Consider the following 18075-nt stretch of genomic DNA (forward strand, 5'->3'; position numbering starts at 1 on the left):
CGAAAGTGTCCTTTCCCTCGGGGAGGGTGTGATTTCGAGCTTGGTCTGTCAGGCGCGTCGGCCGTCGGCGACCCCGCAGAAGTCCAGCGCGGTCAGCGCGTAGGTCTTCGCCGCGGTGATCAGCTGGTGGATGGGCACGTACTCGTTCTCCGCGTGTGCCGTCTTCGCGGCGCCGGGGCCGTAGATGACGCCGTCGATCCCCTGGGCCGCGGTCCAGGTGATGTCGCACACGCCGAAGAACCCTTCGCGTTTCGGCGGGGCCGCGTACTCGACACCGCCGAGTGCCTCGACGTGGGCGTCGCTCACCGCCGTCTCAAGCCCGTGGCCGCCCGGGGTGGTGTACGGCGGCCAGTCGAGCTTCCACGCGAACTCGGGCCGGTGCTCGCGCAGCCAGGGGTCGTTGGCGCAGGCGAGCCGTACGGTCTCCTCGATCTCCGCCCTGACCTCGTCGTTGCCGCGATCGGGGTGGTGGAGCACGCAGTAGTCCACGGTGAGGGTGTCGGCGAGCAGGAAGGGGACGTCGATTCCCACGGGGTTGGCCTTCAGGACGCCGGGCAGGAGGCTGAAGTGCCCCGGGGTGAAGAGCGGGTGCCGGTCGCGCAGCGCCCAGGTGTTCTCCAGTTCGCGCAGCGCGTGGTAGATCACCCAGTACTTGTCGACGGTGTTGACCCCCAGACGCTCACCGTCGAGGGTCGGGTGGACGGTCGAGCCGCGCCATCCCGGATGGGCGGTTTTGCCGACGATGGTGATGGAGAACCACAGCAGCCCGGGAGTGCTGGAGACGAGACTGGGCAGCCCGTCGGTCGGGTTGGTCGGCTCGCAGAGCAGGACGGCGTCCCCGGTGTACCCGGCGTTGAGGGCGGCGGTGGTCCCCGCCTGGTGGTCGCCCACCTCCTCGCCGACCACGGCGTGGAGGACGAGGTCGCCCTTGAGTGTGACACCGGCCCTGGCGAGCGCGAGCGCCGCGTACGCGGCCGCGACGGTTCCGCCCTTCATGTCGGTCGCGCCGCGCCCGAGGACGGCGGTGTCGGTGATCCGCCCGGAGAACGCCGGCGCGTCCCACAGGTCCGGCTGGAGCGCGGGGACGACGTCGACGTGTCCGTTGAGGATGAGCGACCTCCCGCCGCCCGCCCCGCGAACCCGGCCACAGGCGTTGTCGCGCCTGGCCTCCTCGGCGACCAGTTCGGTCTCGGCGCCCGCCTCGCGGTAGAGGTCGGCGATGAGGGCGCTGACGTCCGACTCGGCACCGACGATCTTGTCGTAGTCCTGTCCGGGGTACTTCGGGTTGACCGACGGGATCGCGACGGCGTCGGAGACCGATCGCACCAGGCGCGGCGCGAGTTCGTCCACGGCGTCCAGCACGGCCTTCTTCACGTCACGGCGGATCTCAGACATGTTCCACACTCCTGTCGGGGTTCTGGCCCGGGCCGCCGGTCTCCTGGCGGCCCGGGTTCGTGAGACGTTCGCGCAAGATGGAGGCGCCCCGGGTTAGCGCGGCGCTGATGCCGCCCGGCGCGAAGATGAGTACGGCGATGGTCCCGGCGGCGAAGACGACGGGTCTCCAGGCGTCGAGACCGGTGAGCCGGTGGTCGGCCAGGGTGACGACGACGGCCCCGAGGACCGGTCCCCAGATCTGCCTGGTGCCGCCGAGGAAGATCATGCTCAGCCCCAGTGTCACGAGCCCGAAGCCGAAGAGGCTGACGTCGGCGACCCTGAAGTACGCGACGTACAGCGCGCCGGTGAGACCGGCCATCGCACCGGAGATCACGAAGGCGATGAACTGCTGGCGGATCCGGTTGATCCCCCGGCTCCGCGCGAGCTGTTCGTTGTCGCGCAGCGCCACGAGGCTGTGGCCGAACGGGCTCGCCATGATGAGTTCGAGGACGATCAGCATGGCGGCGACGGCGGCCCCGAGCAGCCAGAGGTAGCCGAGCCCGCCGAACCGTGCGAGGTTCTGCCCGGCGATCGTGATGGCCGGAACGCCGGGCAGCCCGTTGGAGCCGCCGGTGAGATCGGGGAGCGCCAGGACCAGGTGATAGCTGATCTGGACGAACACGAAGGTGATGAGGGCGACGTAGATGCCCCGCATCCGGATGACGGGCAGATAGGTCAGTCCGCCGACGATCGCCCCGACCAGTACGGCGAAGGCCAGGGAGGGGAGCGAGTCCCACTGCCATCTGAGCGTCGCGATCGCCATGGCGTAGCCGCCGATCCCGAACATCCCGGCGTGGGCGAAGTTGAAGATTCCGCCGAACCCCAGGGTCAGGTTCCAGCCGGCCGCCAGCAGCGCGTAGATGAGCGCGGTGGAGACGAGTAACCGGCTCGACGGCGCGACGAAGACGTACGGGATCACGAAGGCGACGGCGAGATATCCGGCCCAGCGGACGAGACGGGAGGGAACGTACTTCGTCATGCGCCTCTCCTGACAAGTCCCTCGGGGCGGACGAGCATCACGACGACCAGCAGCGCGAAGACGGCCACCGGGCTCCACTGCAGGCCGATCCAGTAGCTCGTCGACGCCTCGATGAACCCGATCGCGTAGGCGCCGATCAGGGTGCCCATGAGCGTGGCCGTACCTCCGAAGACCAGGACGACGAAGGCGATGAGCAGGGGACCGCTGCCCTTGGCCGGGGTCAGCGTGGTGGTGGTCGCGAACACCAGGGCCCCCGCCGTGGCGAGCGCCGCCGAGGCCGCGAAGACCGACAGGTAGACCCGGCCGGGTTTGATACCGAGCAGCATCGCCATGTCGCGGTTCTGCGCGACGGCGCGGATGCTCGCGCCCCACCCGGTACGGTTCACCGCGAGCATGAGGCCGCCGACGAGGCCGACGGCGAGGAGGAACGCCAGGACGGTGGTCCAGCGGACCGCGACACCGGCGATGTCGAACGTCGCGGCGGTCACCGGCCGCACCTGCTTGTTCTCCGGCCCCCAGATGAGCTGGGCGGCGCCCTCGGCGAGACCGGCGAGGGCCAGCGTGGCGACCATCACCATCAGTGTTCCGTCGGGGCGTGACGCGAGCGGCCGGACCACGACCAGCTCGACGAGCGCGCCGAGGCCCGCCATGACGACGGTCGCGGCGAGAACGGCGAGCGGCAGGGGGAGTCCGGCCTCCGACGACAGCGTCCAGATGAGGTATCCGCCGATGATCAGCATGGCGCCGTGGGCGTAGTTGAACACCTGCAGCGTCGACCAGATCAGCGACATCCCCGCGGTGAGCAGCGAGTACATCGACCCGAGCAGGATCGTCGAGACGAGGACCGGGATCAGTCCGTCAAGCATGGCCGCCCCCTCGTCCGGGCTCGCCGCCGACGAACATGGCCATCATCTGCTCCTGGGTCGGCTTCTGGTCCGTTGTGCCGTGTCCGACGGTCCGGCCGAGCTCGACGACCTGCCAGGTGTCCGCGAGGCCGAAGAGGAAGTCGACGTCGCCGTCCGCGACGAGAAGGGAGAGCCCGGTCACGCGGACGTCGAGGAGGGTCCGCAGGATCTCGTGCCGCACCTTGGGGGCGAGGCCGAGCGTCGGCTCGTCGAGGATGAGGACGCTCGGGTTGGCCATGATGCCCATCGCGATCGCGAGCATCTGCCGCTCTCCGCCGGACATCGCCCCGACGGGCTGGCCACGGCGTTCGGCGAGCTTGGGGAACAGGCCGAGGACCAGGTCGAGGTTGGCGTCCCTGACCGGCCTGGCCCGCCGGAGCCGGCCTGCGAGGTTCAGGCTCTCGTCGACGGTGAGCCGCGGGAACAGCGTGCTCCCCTGGGGGACGTGCATGAGGCCTCGTTCGACGATCGCCGGGGTGGTGAGCCGGTCGATCCGTTCGCCGTCGAGCTCCACGGTGCCCGCCGTCAGCGGGGCCAGCCCGGTGATCGCGCGCAGGAGCGTCGTCTTGCCGTGCCCGTTCGGCCCCAGAAGCGCCAGGGCCTCTCCACGGCCGACCGACAGGGAGATGCCGTTGACGACCTGGGCCCTGCCGTACCCGGCGGTCACCTCGCGCACCGAGAGCCGTGCGATGTCCGTGCTCATCGGTTCGACTCCCCGAGGTAGGCGTCGATGACGCGGGGGTCGGACAGCACCTCGTCCGGGCCGCCCACGACGAGGATCTCGCCGGCGACCATGACGATCATCCGGTCCGCCACCCGCCGCAGCAGGCTCAGGACGTGTTCGATGATGACGAACGTCGTCCCGTCGGCGTTCAGGGTCTCGACCAGGGTGGCGAGGTCGTCCTGGTCGTCGGTGTCGAGGCCTCCGGCTGGCTCGTCCAGCATGAGGACCTTCGGCTCCCCGGCCAGGGCGCCGGCGATCATCAGTTTCTTCTTGGCCAGGACGGACAGGTCACCGCCCCGCAGGTGGGCGCTGGGCAGGAGCCCGACCCGTTCGAGCGCGTGGAACGCCGCCGAGCGGGCGTCGCGGCGTCCGTTGAGGTAGTGCGCCGCGAGGCGGACGTTCTCGAAGACCGTCAGTTCCGGGAAGACCTGGTCGGCCTGGAAGGTACGGCGCAGGCCGAGGCGGGCGATCCGGTGCGCGGGGAGTCGTTCGATGCGCCGTCCTTCGTACTCGATCCGGCCGCTTGAGGCGTTGAACGGCACCCCGGTGATCAGGTTGAACAGCGTGCTCTTACCCGCGCCGTTCGGCCCGGCGATGCCGAGTGTCTCGCCCTCGGTGAGGTCGAAGGTGACGTCGTGCACGGCCCGGTAGTTTCCGAACGTCCGGCAGGCCCGCCGGACGCTCAGCAGCACTCGTTGGTCGGTCGTCGCGGTCATGGGGGACGCTCACTTGAACCAGTCGGGCAGTTCGAACGTGCCGTCGGCGTACTTGGCAGGGCCGAGCAGGACGTCGCGGCCGTCCTGGATCTGGAAGAACTGCAGCGGGAGGCCGTCGGTGTCGTCGGCGACCGCGAGGTGGGTGGCCTGGTCGAACCGGATCGTGCCCATCGCCGTGTCGCGCATCTCGACGCCGCCGACGGCCTTGCCGACCGCCTCCCTGTCGAGCGGGTCGCCGACGGATTCGACGGCCTTGGCCCAGAGCCTGACCTGCTCGTAACCCATGACGCCGTACAGGCCGGGGTCGGTGCCGTAGGCGTCGTTGAACTTCTTCACGAAGTCACGGCCCGGCGCGTACCTGTCGGAGACGACGGCGCCGACGGGGAGGTTGTACAGCACGCCGTCGGCGCCCTTGCCCGCGAGCTTCTTGAACTCGGGCACGCTCGGCGCGTACTGGGAGAACAGCAGCGAGTCGGTCGGGTTGTCGCGGAACTGGGTCAGGAACTTGACGGCGTTGGCGGTCAGGTAGTCGAGGTTGACGATGACCGACGGGTCGGCGCCGTGGATCTTGCCGATCTGCGGGGTCCAGTCGTTGACCTCTCCGTACGGGACGACGTCGGGCCCGACGACCTTCCACCCCTTGGCCGTGAAGTTCTTCACCAGGCCGTCGGAGATGTCGTTGGAGTAGGGGTTGTCGCTGGAGATGACGTAGACGGTCCTGGTGCGGGGTTGGAACGTGCCATCCCGGCTCCACGCCTCAAGCCGTTCCGGCAGGTCGGTCTTGTACGCCTCGAAGTGGGGGGCGGTGGACCAGACCCCCGGATACCTGCCGGGGTCCTTGGTGATGATCTCCGCGGTCTGCGTGCTCCCGCCGCCGATGAGGTACGGCATGCCTGCCTCGGCGAGCAGGTCGATCTCGAAGTTCGTGGTGCTGGCGTAACCGGTGATGACGGCGCCGACCTCGCTGTCGGCGGTGAGCCGGGAGACGGCGGACGCGACGGCGTCGGACTTGAGGTCCTTGACGTCGGCCGCCTCAAGGGTGATCTCGCGCCCGGCGACCCCTCCGGCGGCGTTGAGCTCCTTGAGGGCCAGTTCGGTGCCCTGCCGCATGAGCTTGCCGTCGGCGGCGGACGCCCCGGTGAGGGGGGCGAGCAGGCCGAGTTTGACCGGTCCGTCCGCCTTCGTGGACTCCGTCGCGGACTCCGTGCCGCCGGGCAGGGGGGCCGAGCACGCGGTGAGCGTGAGCCCTGTGGCGATCGCGAGCGCGGCGGCTCCGATCCGGGCCGGGGGGAACTTGATCGACATCACGTCTCCAGGAACTCAGGGGTGCCCGGCCGGTGCGGTGGCCCCGGCCGTACGGGTGGTCAGCAGGCCGTGGAGGAATCCCCCCGCCGCCAGCGGGATGACGCTCCACTTCAGGACGTCGGCCAGGACGGTCTCACCGGCCAGCAGGCCGAAGTTGGACCAGATGAGCCACAGGGCGGTCAGCAGCGCGACCAGGGCGATCACCGGTGCGACCAGCCGTACCCAGACCGAAACGCCTGTCCTGCGGAGGAACAGCACGGCGGCGGCGCAGGTCGTCGCCATCAGCGCCACGATCGCCATGGTGGCGAACGCGCCCGCGACCGCGCCCAGCTTGAGGTAGGGGTCGGTGCCGGTGACGAGACAGACCACGATCACGCCCGCCATGAGCAGCATCTGCACGGTCGAGGCCAGGTGCGGGGTCTGGTACCTGCGGTGCGTACGGCCCAGGGCCCGGGGGAGCAGCCCGTCGCGGCCGAACGCGAACAGGTAGCGGGAGGCCATGTTGTGCACCGCCATCGACACGGCCACCAGGCTGGCCAGCAGAAGCCAGTTGATCACGTGCTCGGACCACGGCCCCAGCAGCCGCACCGCCGCGCCGCTCAGGAAGGTGCCCGGTGAGTCCATGGCCGTGCCCGCGACGTCCCCGCGCGGGTAGACCGCGATGACCGCCCAGGCGACCAGCGCGTAGAGGATCGCGATGGTCCAGACCGCGGCGTACGTCGCCTTCCCGACGGTGCGTCCGGGGTCGCGGGCCTCCTCGCCGAACACGGCGGTGGCCTCGAAGCCCACGAAGCTGAGCAGGGCGAAGGTGAACGCCACCCCGATGTTCCCCGAGAAGGCGTCCGAGACGGCGAGGGTCTTGTCGGTCGACGGGTCAAGGAGCGCCCCGGCCACCACGAGGATCAGGATGCCGACCTCGAGGCAGAGGAGACAGCCCATGATCACGGTGTTCAGCTCGATGCCGCGGATGCCCACCAGCCACGCGAAGATCAGGATGGCCGCGCTGATCACCGTCCACGGCACGTCGATCGAGAGCTCATCACGGAAGACCTGATTGCCGAAATATCCGGCATAGGCGATCGGGACGAGCATGATGACGTTGTAGGCGCACACCGCGAGCCAGCCCGCGGCGACGCCCGCCGGTCTGCCGAGACCCGCCGAGATGTAGGAGTAGAAGGCGCCCGTGTTCGTGATCCGGTGGCTCATCGCGACGAACGGCACCGCGAACAGCGTCAGGACGACCCCGGACACGATGAAGGCGAGCGGCGCCCCCGCCCCGTTCCCCAGCCCGACGATGAAGGGCATGTTGCCCGCGACGGCGGTCAGCGGCGCCTGGAACGCCATGACCAGGAAGACCAGGGCGGAGACGCCCATGATGCCCGGCCGCAGGGTTCCGCCAGGGGCGGTGGGTTTCTGTGAACGATCGACGTCAACCATTGCTGTCCTATCGGGTCCGAGGTGGGGGGTGGGTGCTCTCGGGATCGGAGATCAGGTGATGAGCGCCGTACAGGCGGCCAGATAGCCGGCGGCCAGCGCCAGGGCCGTGTGATCGACGGCTTCGTCCGGGGCGAGGAAGTCGGCGCCGTGCAGCCTTCCCGAGCTCGCGCCGGTGCCGACGAACATCATCAGGGAGGGGAATCGCTGCGCGTAGTGGGCGAAGTCGTCCGCCCCGCACGAGCGGAGATCCTCCGAGTGGGACAGCCCGAACCCCTTGAGGTTCACGGCCGTCTCCTTCGCCAGCCTCGGATCGTTCTGGAGGGCCGGTTCGCCGAGGTCGAGGTGGACCTCGCTCTTGCAGCCGACCGATTCGGCCACCCCGGACGCCACGGTCTCCAGGCGGCGGTGCAGCAGCTCCCGCCGTACCGGGTCGAACGCCCGCAGGGTGCCGCGCGCGACCGCGTGGTCCGGCCGGACGTTGGGGGAGGAGCCCGCCTGGATCGCCCCGATGCTCACCACCGCCGGTGTCATCGGGTCGATGTCGCGGGACACCAGCTGCTGGGCCGCGGTGACGAACAGCGACAGCGCCAGGATCGGGTCGGGCCCGAGGTGCGGATAGGCGGCGTGCCCTCCGACGCCCAGCATCCGTACGGTGAACTCGTCGGCCGAGGCGTTCACGGTGCCGGGCGTGCTGGCCACCTCACCCGAGGCGAGGAGCGGCTGCACGTGCGCTCCGACCACCGCGCGGACCCCGTGGCGTTCCAGGGCGCCCGAGCTCAGGACGTCCAGCGCGCCGGAGGGGGCGGTCTCCTCCCTCGGCTGCAGGACCACCAGCAGCGGGACCGGCGCCCCCATCCGGTGGACCGCCCTGGCCAGCGCGACCCCGGCGCCCAGGTGCACGTCGTGGCCGCAGGCGTGCATCGCCCCGTTGGCGGACGCCCAGTCGACGAGGGTCCGCTCGGCGACGGGCAGCGCGTCCAGTTCGGTGCGGACCGCGACGCAGGGGCCCTCGCCGCCGACGCGGATGATCGCCCCTGAGCCCGCGACCTCCTCGACCTGAGAGCCGGGCGGCATCCGCTCGATGACGGTTCTCGTCGTCGCGTGTTCGTGTCCGGACAGGTCCGGGCGCGCGTGGATGTACCGGCGGATCTCGCGCGCGGCGGCGAACTCATCACGCAGAGCGGCTTCCAGCTGTCGGCCGAGCGCTCTCATGTCTGTCTCTCACCTTCGGTCGTCGAACGGAATGATCCGTAGAAATATTTACAGTCCGGCCAGATGTGCCTTGATTTGAAAATTTCAATTCAGTCAAAGGGCATGGGTGTGCGAACGACCGGCCGTCGATCACCGGTGCCGGGTCAGTTCGTCGCCGTGTCCAGCGCGTTGGCCCACGCCGGAGGGGTCTTCCCGTCGAGCAGGTATTCGACGGCCGCGCGCGCCGTCACCGGGCCGACCAGGTTTCCCGTGCCGTTGTAGCCGCCGATCGCGACCACGCCCTCCTCAACCCGGGCGCACAGCGGCCGGTCGTCCGGGGTCCACCCGACCGACGCCGCCCACCGGTGCTCGACCCGTACGGCACCGCCCGCCATCCGCCGCGCGACGTCCTCGATGTGGCGCTGCACGCCCTCGGTGGGTTCGGCGTCGTGGGTCCACTCCTCGTCGCGGAACCGGTCCCGGCCGCCCCCGACGTAGAGTCGCCCGTCGGGCAGTTGCTGCGCGTAGTCGTAACCCCAGCGTGCGTAGACCGGACAGGGCAGCCGGTGCGAGGAGACCGGGGCGGAGCTCAGCATCTGGAGCCGGGCCGTCCGCACGTGGGGACGGAGCGCGGGCACGATCCGCTCCAGCCGCCCGTCGACGGCCACCACGACGAACCGCGCCCTGATCACACCCCGCTCGGTCACCACCGCGCCGCCGCCGACGGACGTCACCGGGGTGTGCTCGTGCAGCGGTGTGCGACGGCCGAGGCCCCCGGCCAGCCGGGTGGCCCGCACCGCCGGGTTCATGGCCGCGTCGTCGGGGAGGTAGAGGCCGACGCCGAGGGGTCCGTCGTACTCCTCGACCGCGATTCCGTGCTCACGCATCACCGTGGCCTGGGCCGCGCAGTCGGCCACCTCGGCGTCCCGGTCCGCCGCCTCGGTCTCGTTCTCGGGGCCGCCCGGCAGTCCGGCCAGCCGGATGGAACCCACCCGGCGGATCACCGACGGGCCGAGCAGCGCGGACAGCCGGTCGAGTTCCTCCAGCGTGTCGCGGTAGAGGTCGGCGGCGGCCGGCCCCCAGCGTTCGACAGCCCGGTGGAGCGCCAGCGCCGGTCCGCCCAGCAGGAAGCCTCCGTTACGTCCGGCCGCTCCGGCCGCCACCCGGCCCGCGTCTACCCCGACGACCGAGAGACCACGGTCGAGGAACGCCTCGATCGCGGCCAGCCCGGAGGCGCCCAGGCCCACCACGCAGGCGTCGGCGACGACGTCGCCCGCCAGGGGAGCGAACCCTTCCCATCCGGCCACGGCCGTGTCCCAGCCAACCGCCATGTCGTCCGTACCCTTCCGTCGTAGTCCGTCGTGGCCCGTGTCGTCAGTACCGGAAGCGGTCCTCGACGGCCAGCTCGTGAACGTCCCGGGTGTCCGCCGCCCCGGCGGCCTGCTCCCGGACGGCGACCAGCGCGTCGTGCAGGGTCTCGCCCAGCACGGACCTCGCCAGCTCGCTGCCGGCGAACAGCTCGGTCGCACGCGCCAGATCCTCGGGGAGCCTGACGACCCGGTGCTTGTCGCGCTCGACCTCGCTCAGGCCCGCGGGGTCGACCTGGACGGGCGCGGGAAGCTCAAGCCGCCGTTCGACGCCCCGCATCCCCGCGGCGAGGAGCAGCGCGGTGGCGAGATAGGGGTTGGCCGCTCCGTCGACGGTCTTGACCTCCAGGTTCGCCGAGGATTTCCGGACGCTGACGGTCCCCGGGATGAACCGCAGGGCGGCCTCACGGTTCTCCACGCCCCAGCAGGCGAAGGCCCCCGACCAGTGGTTCGGCTTCAGGCGCTCGTAGCTGGGGACGGTCGGCGCGAGTACGGCGAGCAGGCGGGGCAGTTCGTCGAGGATGCCCGCGGTGAACGCGGCGCCGTCCGCGCGCATGCCGGGTTCGGTGGCGCTCCCGTCCTGCATGAGGTTCTCGCCGTCCCGCCAGACGCTCACATGCGTGTGCGCGCCGTTCCCCGCGGCGCCCGGGGTCACCACCGGCGCGAAGCTGACGTCGAGCCCGTGACGGCGGGCCACCTGCCTGGCGACGTACCGGAGCAGCACCACGTCGTCGGCGGCCGTCAGCGGGTCACGAGGCGAGACGGCGACCTCGAACTGGCCCGGCGAGTACTCGGGGTGCACCTGCTCGACGTCGATCCCCGCGCCGTCGAGCGCCTCGACGAGCGCGAGCGTGAAGTCCTCCAGCGGGAGCAGCGCCCGCGCGCTGTGCGCGGGACCCGAGTGAGCCGGGGTCCCGTCCGGGTTCAGCAGTGTCATCTCCGACTCGAACACGGTGCGGAACTCCAGGCCCGCGCTCCTGGCGTTCTCCACGACCGACCGCAGGACGCTGCGCTGGCACCCGGCGCTGATCTCCAGGCTCTGCTCGTACTGGACGGCGGGCACCCAGGCGTACCCGGGGGACGACGGCAGCGGACGCGCGGCGGCGAGGTCGGGGAACAACCGCAGGTCCCCACTGGGCGAGTCGTACGGCGGGACGGCCGCGAACCGGTCGTCACCACCGGCGACGGCCCACAGCGTGGACATGCCGACGCCACCCGTCGCGGCGCTTTCGAGGCGTCGCAGGGGGATGACCTTCACCCGGGTGATACCGGCGTTGTCCACCATGGTCATCACGATGAGGCGGGTTCCCGCGTCCTTCAACCGCGCGTACGCGTCGGCCACGTCCCGCGGGTCGAACACGCGTGTCGCGTCCGCCGGGTTCACGACGCGATCCCGTGCAGCCGCATGGCGTTTCCGCCGAGGACGTCCAGGCCGATGCGCGTGGCGTGCGCCTCGTCCAGGTACCCGTGGTCGATCGCCCGCCGCAGCACGCGTTCGAGGGACTCCCGCGCCAGGATCGACGACAACCAGATCACCTCCGGTTCGCTGGCCTCGTCCGAGCCGTACATCACCTTGGCCGGTGGCGCGATGCCCAGCATCAGCTCCAGGCGGTTGTCCACGGCGATCGAGGACCACGGCGTGGACAGGGACGTGTCCAGGTAGACATGCGGGAGGATCGAGGCGATGTAGGCCGCCTCCTCGATCCACGGCCACCCCGAGTGGATCAGGACGATCGGCTGCCCCAGATGCTGGCTGAGCAGCGGGAAGATGTCGGAGGGGCGCGCGTGCGACAGGACGATCGCCGGGTCGCCCCCACCGCAGTGCACGTGGACGGGGACGCCTCCGGCCGCCGCGGCGATCGCCAGCGCGCGGCGCAGCAGCATGTCCCGCACCGGTTTTGAGTGCTCCCGCGACTCGGCCCAGTCCGCGGCGCGCCAGGCCTGGAACGCGCTCTCCACGTCGGAGCCGCTCCACGTCGAGACGTCCAGTCCGCTCCGGTACGCGATGATCGACTTGAAGGCCACGGCCCCCTCCGCGATCGCCTGTTCGGCCCGGGCGGCGAACGCGTCCTCGAGTTCGGCGAAGCCGTTCACCTGGTCGCGCAGTTCGACGATCCACGGTTCCAGGCGCGCGACCCGGCTGATCCGCAGGCCCGTCTCCTCGGACATGACGGCCTGGTCGACCATCGGCTGCGGGTAACCGTCCTCGACGAGCAGGCGCTCCACGCCCGCCTCCTCCCACAGCCCGCGCAGGTAGGAGGGGTCGTTCAGGGCCGCGGAACGGGCCTCGGCCAGCGCGGCGCGTGAGGGGTCGCAGTTCAGGACCCCGCTCAGCCGCAGCGCCATGGCGACGGCGATCGGCGAGGTGTCGGTCGTCCGCCGCAGGAGGTCGGGGAATGAGCTGTGGTTCAGGCCCGAGCTCGTCAGGCACATGCCCAGCATCGTGATACGATCTAGGAGACCGTTCTGGTCACGTTGACGTACGTCCTCCATGCGGAAGCCATGACAGTGGACATCGACCACTCGTGCTTCATCCAACAGCGTCACGTGCACATCCTTTGAAAACTGGTCGCGCCTGTGTCCGATCCAGCGCGATCCGATGGGCTTTGGTGGCCGACGGGGTGTCTACGCGGTGATTGTTCGGCGGTCGATTCACGCCCCGCATGTGTTCTGACCGGTCGTGTTCGCAGACTGTGCGCGACCGTCTAGGTGTGAACGAATAATTTCACTAGAGGGCTCTAGGGTCAAGGAAGAACGAAATAATTCTTACCGTGGCTCTGCTACCGCCGTGACCAGGGCATACGTGTCCGGCGCACCGGCCTACGTCGCGGGCTCCGTCGACTCCTGCTCGATCAGCCGCATACGGGCCTGGGCGTCCTCGCCGATACGGGCGAGGGCCGCCGCCGCCAGCGCCTCGACCAGCGCGATCGCGGGCACCAGGCTGTCGTACGGAGACCCGATGTCCGTGCTCAGCGGAAGGACGACGTCGGCGAACTCGGCGACGGGCGACAGCCACACGTCGGTGATCAGGACGATCTTCGCGCCCCGCCGGTGAGCCTTCCGCGCCAGGTCGATGACGTCGTCCTGGTAGCGCCGGAAATCGAGCACGAAGACCACGTCACGGCGCCCGAGCTCGACAAGGGCCACCCCGGCCTCGTCCCGCTGGGCGCTCAGCAACTGGGTGTCCGGCCGCATCGTCCGCAGATGCAGGATGAGATATTCGGCGACCAGCCGGGACCAGCGCCCTCCGATCGCGTTGATCCGCAGTCTCGGGTCGGCGGTCAGGTCGATCGCCAGGCCGAACTCGCTCGAAGGAAGCGCCGCGAACCCCTCGTCGAGAAGCCGCTGACCGGCCTGCGAGACCTTGCTGAGCACCCGCGACGCCGGGGTGTCGGCCGTGTAGACGGAGGGCAACGTCATCGGGTTGGCCCCGCGGGCGTTGATCTCGTCGCGGAGGATCTGCTGGAACTCCTTGTATCCGCCGAAACCGAGGCGCGACACGTAGCGGGTCACGGTCGGGGCGCTGACCCCGGCGCGTTCGGCGAGCTTCACCGCGGGCTCCATCCCCGCCATCGGGTAGTCGCTCAGGATGGTCCGCGCCACCCGCCGCTCAGCGGCGGACACCTCGCTCATGGTCCGATGGATCACCTCTGCGACGGACCGTGCCGCGTCGCCGGGCGATGATGAGCCATCCAGTTCGTGGACTTCCACCAGGACCTCGATTCGTGTGCCTCACCCGGATTCTAGTGCGGCGCATTCGGCGCCCCGTTCGCCGCAGACGGCCTCCACCCGGGATCGCCGGGCCGTCGGGCCGGTGCGCGGAACGACCGCGACAGAGCCTCACCGGCCCCTCGCCGGCATCCGGCCCTTGCTCCGCATCGCCGCGGCGACACGATCCTGGGAGATCTTGCGCCCGGCGGCGTGCGGGGTGAGGGCCAGCCGATGGGCCTCCTCCAGCACACCGACGGTGTTGGCGCGGAGCCTGTCGGAGATCGCGGTGAAGACGGCGCCGGAGTCGGGCAGGAACCCCGAGTAACGTGCGTCCATCGCGAACGCGGCCGCGATCACCCCTCCGGCGTTGGCGATGAAGTCGGGGACGACGGTGACGCCGCGTCCGGAGAGGATCTCCTGGGCCGCCGCCGAGGTGGGCAGGTTGGCTCCTTCGACGACGAGGCTCGCCTTGACCCGCTGGGCGGTGTCCTCGTCGATCACGTCCTGCACCGCCGCCGGGACGAGGACGTCGCAGTCGACGAGGAGTTCCCGCCCGGCGGGGAGAAGGTCGCAGCCGTCGAACCGCGTCACGAAGTCGTCGCCGTACTCGTCACGGGCGCTCTCCAGCGCGGCGACGTCGAGGCCGACCGGGTCGTACACGGCACCGTACGCGGTGGAGACGGCGACGACGGCGGCACCGAGGGCGCTGAACCTCCGGGCGGCGGCCCGGCCGACGGCGCCGTACCCCTGGATGGCGACGCGGGCACCGCCGAGGGGCCGCCCGAGGTGCGCGGCGGCGGCGTCGGCGGCCTCGGCGACACCGAAACCGGTGACGCCGAGCTGGTCGTAGGCGATCCCGCCGAGGTGGGCGGGGGTGCCGACCGCCGCCCCCCGGTCGCCGAGCTCGTCCTGGACGACGGCTGCGTCGTCCTCGGTGAGACCCATGTCGAGGCCGAGCACGTACTCGCGGGGAACCTCGTTGTGCAGCGCGCGGACGAACGCCCGCAGGATCGCCTCCTTGTCCGGCGAGGCGGGATCGGCCGCGATCCCGGCCTTGGCACCACCGTAGAAGAGGTCGGCACCGGCCCACTTCCACGTCATGTTCCTGGCGAGCCTGGCGACCTCCGTCACGGTGACGGTGGGTGCCATCCGGGTGCCTCCCTTGCCCATCCCACGGGCGGTGTTGTCGACGACCAGCACACCCTTCATGCCCGTGCGGCGGTGGGAGACGACAACGATCTTCTCGGGGCCCCAGTCGTCGACGATCTCAAGGGCGTCGGTCATGGTGTGTTCTCCTCCGCTGGTGGATGGCCGGGCAGCGCCCGGGCGACGAGTTCGGCCAGGTGGACGCCGGTCCTGTCGGTCGCCTGGCCGATCTGGGTGCGACAGCTGAAGCCGTCGGCGAGGATGACGGTCTCCGGGGACGCCCGGCGGACGGCGGGCAGCAGCACCTGCTCGCCGACCTCCCGCGACACCCGGTAGTGGCCCCTCTCGAAGCCGAAGTTCCCGGCCAGCCCGCAACATCCCGAGTCGAGGACCCGGTTGTCCACCCCCAGCGCGGACAGCAGCGCGGCGTCCGCGCCGAACCCGGAGGTGGCGTGCTGGTGGCAGTGGGTCTGGGAGATGGCGGGAACCTCGACCCTCGGCGGGGCCCAGCCCGGTGTCCTCTCCATGAGCAGCTCGGCGAACGTCACGGTCAGCGCCGACAGGTCTCGGGCGAGGGGGGCTCCGTCCAGCAGTTCGGGCAGGTCCTGTCTCAGGGCCGCCGTACAGCTGGGCTCAAGCCCGACGATCGGCACGCCCTCGGCCACGTTCGCCCGCAGCGCGCGGGCCGTACGGCGGGCCATCCGGCGGGCGACGCCCAGCTGGCCGGTGCTGATCCAGGTCAGGCCGCAGCACTGGGTTCCCGAGGGCACCCGCACGCGGTATCCGGCCTCCTCAAGGACCCGGACCCCGGCCCGCAGCACCCGAGGGCTGAAGTGGTTGTTGAACGAGTCGACCCAGAGCGTCACCGGGCCGCGTTCGCCGGTCCCGGCGGGGGAGCGGGAGCGGAACCAGGACAGGAACGTCCGGTCGGCGAACCGGGGAAGCTCCCGTTCCGCCGCGATGCCACCGGCCCGTTTGATCAGCGGGGCCAGCCGGGAGGAGGTGACGGCGTTGACCGCTCCCGGCATCAGGGCGGCGGCCCGGGAGAGCAGCGGCAGCCAGCCCATCGAGTAGTGCGAGGCGGGCCGCACCCTGTGCCGGTAGTGGTGGTACAGGAACTCCGACTTGTAGCTCGCGACGTCGACGCCGACCGGGCAGTCGACGCCGCACCCCTTGCAGGACAGGCAGAGGTCGAGGACGTCGCGTACCTCGGCGGAGCGCCATCCGTCGGTGATGACCTCTCCCTGGGTCATCTCGTAGAGCACCCGGGCCCGGCCCCGGGTGGAGTCCTTCTCGTCCCGGGTGACCCGGTAGCTGGGGCACATCACCCCGCCCTGCGGGGTGGTCGACCGGCACCTGCCGACGCCGACGCAGCGGCGGGTCGCCTTGGCGAAGTCCCCGCCGTCGGCGTGGAAGGGAAGCCTCGTGACCAGGGGAAGCGCCGGACGGTCCGGGCTGACCCGCAGGTTCCCGTCCAGGGGCAGCGGATGCACGATCATGCCCGGGTTGAGCCCGTTGTCCGGGTCCCACACGTGCTTGAAGTGCTCGAACAGTCGCATGACCTCGGGTCCGTACATCACCGGCAGCAGTTCGGAGCGGGCCTGGCCGTCGCCGTGCTCACCTGAGAGCGAGCCGCCGTGGGCGGTGACGAGCTCGGCGGCGTCGGTGAGGAACGCGCGGAAGGCGCTCACCCCGGTGCCGGTGGTGAAGTCGAAGTTGATCCGGGTGTGCAGGCAACCCTCGCCGAAGTGCCCGTAGACGGCGCCGGAGAGGCCGTACCGCTCGAACAGTGCCCGCAGCCCGCGCAGGTAGGAGCCGAGCCGGTCGGGCGGGACGGCGGCGTCCTCCCACCCCGGCCACGCCTCGGATCCGTCGGGCAGCCGGGTGGCGAGCCCGACGCCGTCCTCCCGGATCCGCCACAGGCTCCTGACCCGTCCCGGCTCCGCGACGACCTCGGCGCCGGTGAAACCCGTGGTGGAGCGGGCGGCGGCGACCAGCGCGGCTCCGGCTGCGGGCAGCTCGTCCGTGGCCCCGGCGAGTTCGGCGAACAGCCAGGCCCGCCCGTCCGGCAGGGTCTCGATCGTCGCCCGGGTCTCCCGCCGGGTCACGATGTCGGTGAGCGCCTGGTCCACGCACTCCAGCGCGACCAGGCCCCGCTGCCGGAGCAGCTCAGGGACGGCGTCGGCCGCGTCGCAGGCGTCGGTGAAGCCGAGGACCACCAGCGAACGGTCCCGAGGCGCGCGGACCAGCCGGAGTTTCGCCGACAGCACGACCACGCAGGTGCCCTCGGAGCCGACCAGGGCGCGGGCCAGGTTGAAGCGGTTCTCCGGCAGCAGTTGCTCAAGCGCGTACCCCGAGACCTGTCGCGGGAAGCGGCCGAGCCGGGTGCGCAACGTCTCCAGGTTGGCCTGGGCGAGCTCGTGCAGCCGCCCGATGAGCGCGCCGCGTTCGCCCCCCTCGGCGACGGCCCGGTCGATCTCCTCCTGGGTCATCTCGCCGACGGTCAGCACGGTGCCGCGGTAGGTGAGGATCTCGAGTTCCACGACGTTCTCCGCCGTACGGCCCCAGGCGAGCGAGTGGGAGCCGCAGGCGTTGTTGCCGATCATCCCGCCGATCGTGCAACGGCTGTGCGTCGAGGGGTCGGGGCCGAAGAGGAGCCCGTGCGGGGCGGCCGCGGCCTGCAGGTCGTCCAGGACGATGCCCGGCTCGACGACGGCCACACCGGCCGACGGGTCCAGTTCCAGAAGCCGGTTGTAGAAGCGGGAGAGGTCCAGCACGACGCCGGAGCCCACCGCCTGTCCGGAGGTGCTGGTGCCCGCGCCGCGGCAGGTGACGGGAAGCCCGAGCTCGCGGCAGGCGGCCACAGCGTCGATCACCTGCTGCCGGGTTCGGGGGAAGACGACGGCGCGCGGCACCTGCCGGTAGTTGGACGCGTCCGCCGAATACTGCGCCAGCCGACCGGCGTCGACGGCGACCTCGCCGCAGTCCGCCCGGCGCAGCGAACGGGCGAGCTCGGCCGGCTCCTGCGAGATTGTCACGTCCCGACTCCTTCGCCTGGCTGGGGGTGCAGAGCCAACCATGCGGGGTCCGGTGCTGTCGTGCCAAGAGTAAGTAGAATGCTAGTTTTTTAACCTTAGGTATAGTTTTTCTTGTTCTCGGG

At 70.8% G+C, this 18075-nt stretch carries 14 protein-coding genes; all 14 read right to left on the minus strand.

The genetic code is table 11. From position 1 onward, the window contains the following. Positions 1-48: 48 nt before the first annotated feature. The 14 genes from ACFYY8_RS17825 to ACFYY8_RS17890 all read right to left on the minus strand — a co-directional run bounded on the left by ACFYY8_RS17825 (position 49) and on the right by ACFYY8_RS17890 (position 17953). A complete protein-coding gene (locus tag ACFYY8_RS17825) occupies positions 49-1395 on the minus strand; it encodes a M20/M25/M40 family metallo-hydrolase (RefSeq protein ID WP_390041987.1) in 1347 nt (448 codons plus the stop codon). Further along, the gene (locus ACFYY8_RS17830) at positions 1388-2413 is read right to left on the minus strand and encodes a branched-chain amino acid ABC transporter permease (RefSeq protein WP_390041989.1); all 1026 of its coding nucleotides are present in this window, start codon (positions 2411-2413) and stop codon (positions 1388-1390) included. The genes ACFYY8_RS17825 and ACFYY8_RS17830 overlap by 8 nt, the downstream gene beginning before the upstream one ends. Continuing rightward, positions 2410-3279 (minus strand): branched-chain amino acid ABC transporter permease, encoded by an 870-nt coding sequence (locus ACFYY8_RS17835; RefSeq protein WP_390041991.1) that lies wholly within the window; start codon positions 3277-3279, stop codon positions 2410-2412. The genes ACFYY8_RS17830 and ACFYY8_RS17835 overlap by 4 nt, the downstream gene beginning before the upstream one ends. Continuing rightward, on the minus strand, positions 3272-4021 hold the full coding sequence (locus ACFYY8_RS17840) for an ABC transporter ATP-binding protein (protein ID WP_390041993.1): 750 nt from the start codon (positions 4019-4021) through the stop codon (positions 3272-3274). Before ACFYY8_RS17840 ends, ACFYY8_RS17835 begins: the two co-directional genes overlap by 8 nt. Beyond that, entirely contained in the window at positions 4018-4758 is a 741-nt protein-coding gene (locus ACFYY8_RS17845) for an ABC transporter ATP-binding protein (protein WP_390041995.1), read from the minus strand. The genes ACFYY8_RS17840 and ACFYY8_RS17845 overlap by 4 nt, the downstream gene beginning before the upstream one ends. Before the next feature lie 9 nt (positions 4759-4767). Beyond that, positions 4768-6063: an ABC transporter substrate-binding protein gene (locus ACFYY8_RS17850; RefSeq protein ID WP_390041998.1), complete on the minus strand. Its 1296-nt coding sequence runs from the start codon at positions 6061-6063 to the stop codon at positions 4768-4770. Positions 6064-6078: 15 nt separating this feature from the next. After that, the gene (locus ACFYY8_RS17855; protein ID WP_390042000.1) at positions 6079-7500 is read right to left on the minus strand and encodes an APC family permease; all 1422 of its coding nucleotides are present in this window, start codon (positions 7498-7500) and stop codon (positions 6079-6081) included. 51 nt (positions 7501-7551) lie between these two features. Further along, positions 7552-8712: a M20 family metallopeptidase gene (locus ACFYY8_RS17860; protein WP_390042002.1), complete on the minus strand. Its 1161-nt coding sequence runs from the start codon at positions 8710-8712 to the stop codon at positions 7552-7554. A 143-nt stretch (positions 8713-8855) separates the two neighbouring features. Continuing rightward, entirely contained in the window at positions 8856-10022 is a 1167-nt protein-coding gene (locus ACFYY8_RS17865; protein ID WP_390042004.1) for an NAD(P)/FAD-dependent oxidoreductase, read from the minus strand. A gap of 43 nt (positions 10023-10065) precedes the next feature. After that, positions 10066-11442, minus strand: coding sequence for a glutamine synthetase (locus tag ACFYY8_RS17870; protein ID WP_390042006.1), 1377 nt, complete (start codon positions 11440-11442; stop codon positions 10066-10068). After that, entirely contained in the window at positions 11439-12491 is a 1053-nt protein-coding gene (locus tag ACFYY8_RS17875; RefSeq protein WP_390042008.1) for an amidohydrolase family protein, read from the minus strand. Before ACFYY8_RS17875 ends, ACFYY8_RS17870 begins: the two co-directional genes overlap by 4 nt. A 387-nt stretch (positions 12492-12878) precedes the next feature. Next, positions 12879-13769, minus strand: a complete 891-nt coding sequence (locus ACFYY8_RS17880; RefSeq protein ID WP_390042011.1) for a MurR/RpiR family transcriptional regulator — start codon at positions 13767-13769, stop codon at positions 12879-12881. Positions 13770-13898: 129 nt separating this feature from the next. Beyond that, entirely contained in the window at positions 13899-15053 is a 1155-nt protein-coding gene (locus ACFYY8_RS17885; protein ID WP_390042013.1) for a Glu/Leu/Phe/Val dehydrogenase, read from the minus strand. After that, positions 15050-17953, minus strand: a complete 2904-nt coding sequence (locus ACFYY8_RS17890; RefSeq protein WP_390042015.1) for an FAD-binding and (Fe-S)-binding domain-containing protein — start codon at positions 17951-17953, stop codon at positions 15050-15052. The genes ACFYY8_RS17885 and ACFYY8_RS17890 overlap by 4 nt, the downstream gene beginning before the upstream one ends. Positions 17954-18075: the final 122 nt, after the last annotated feature.

It is taken from the genome of Streptosporangium sp. NPDC001559, from assembly GCF_042893955.1.
Classification (GTDB): domain Bacteria; phylum Actinomycetota; class Actinomycetes; order Streptosporangiales; family Streptosporangiaceae; genus Streptosporangium.

Excerpts from the sequence above, each read along its gene's own strand:
- ACFYY8_RS17835 (WP_390041991.1), bottom strand. The coding sequence starts at position 3,279 with ATGCTTGACGGACTGATCCCGGTCCTCGTCTCGACGATCCTGCTCGGG.
- ACFYY8_RS17860 (WP_390042002.1), bottom strand. The coding sequence starts at position 8,712 with ATGAGAGCGCTCGGCCGACAGCTGGAAGCCGCTCTGCGTGATGAGTTC.
- ACFYY8_RS17825 (WP_390041987.1), bottom strand. The coding sequence starts at position 1,395 with ATGTCTGAGATCCGCCGTGACGTGAAGAAGGCCGTGCTGGACGCCGTG.
- ACFYY8_RS17875 (WP_390042008.1), bottom strand. The coding sequence starts at position 12,491 with ATGTGCCTGACGAGCTCGGGCCTGAACCACAGCTCATTCCCCGACCTC.
- ACFYY8_RS17865 (WP_390042004.1), bottom strand. The coding sequence starts at position 10,022 with ATGGCGGTTGGCTGGGACACGGCCGTGGCCGGATGGGAAGGGTTCGCT.
- ACFYY8_RS17830 (WP_390041989.1), bottom strand. The coding sequence starts at position 2,413 with ATGACGAAGTACGTTCCCTCCCGTCTCGTCCGCTGGGCCGGATATCTC.
- ACFYY8_RS17840 (WP_390041993.1), bottom strand. The coding sequence starts at position 4,021 with ATGAGCACGGACATCGCACGGCTCTCGGTGCGCGAGGTGACCGCCGGG.
- ACFYY8_RS17850 (WP_390041998.1), bottom strand. The coding sequence starts at position 6,063 with ATGTCGATCAAGTTCCCCCCGGCCCGGATCGGAGCCGCCGCGCTCGCG.
- ACFYY8_RS17845 (WP_390041995.1), bottom strand. The coding sequence starts at position 4,758 with ATGACCGCGACGACCGACCAACGAGTGCTGCTGAGCGTCCGGCGGGCC.
- ACFYY8_RS17855 (WP_390042000.1), bottom strand. The coding sequence starts at position 7,500 with ATGGTTGACGTCGATCGTTCACAGAAACCCACCGCCCCTGGCGGAACC.
- ACFYY8_RS17885 (WP_390042013.1), bottom strand. The coding sequence starts at position 15,053 with ATGACCGACGCCCTTGAGATCGTCGACGACTGGGGCCCCGAGAAGATC.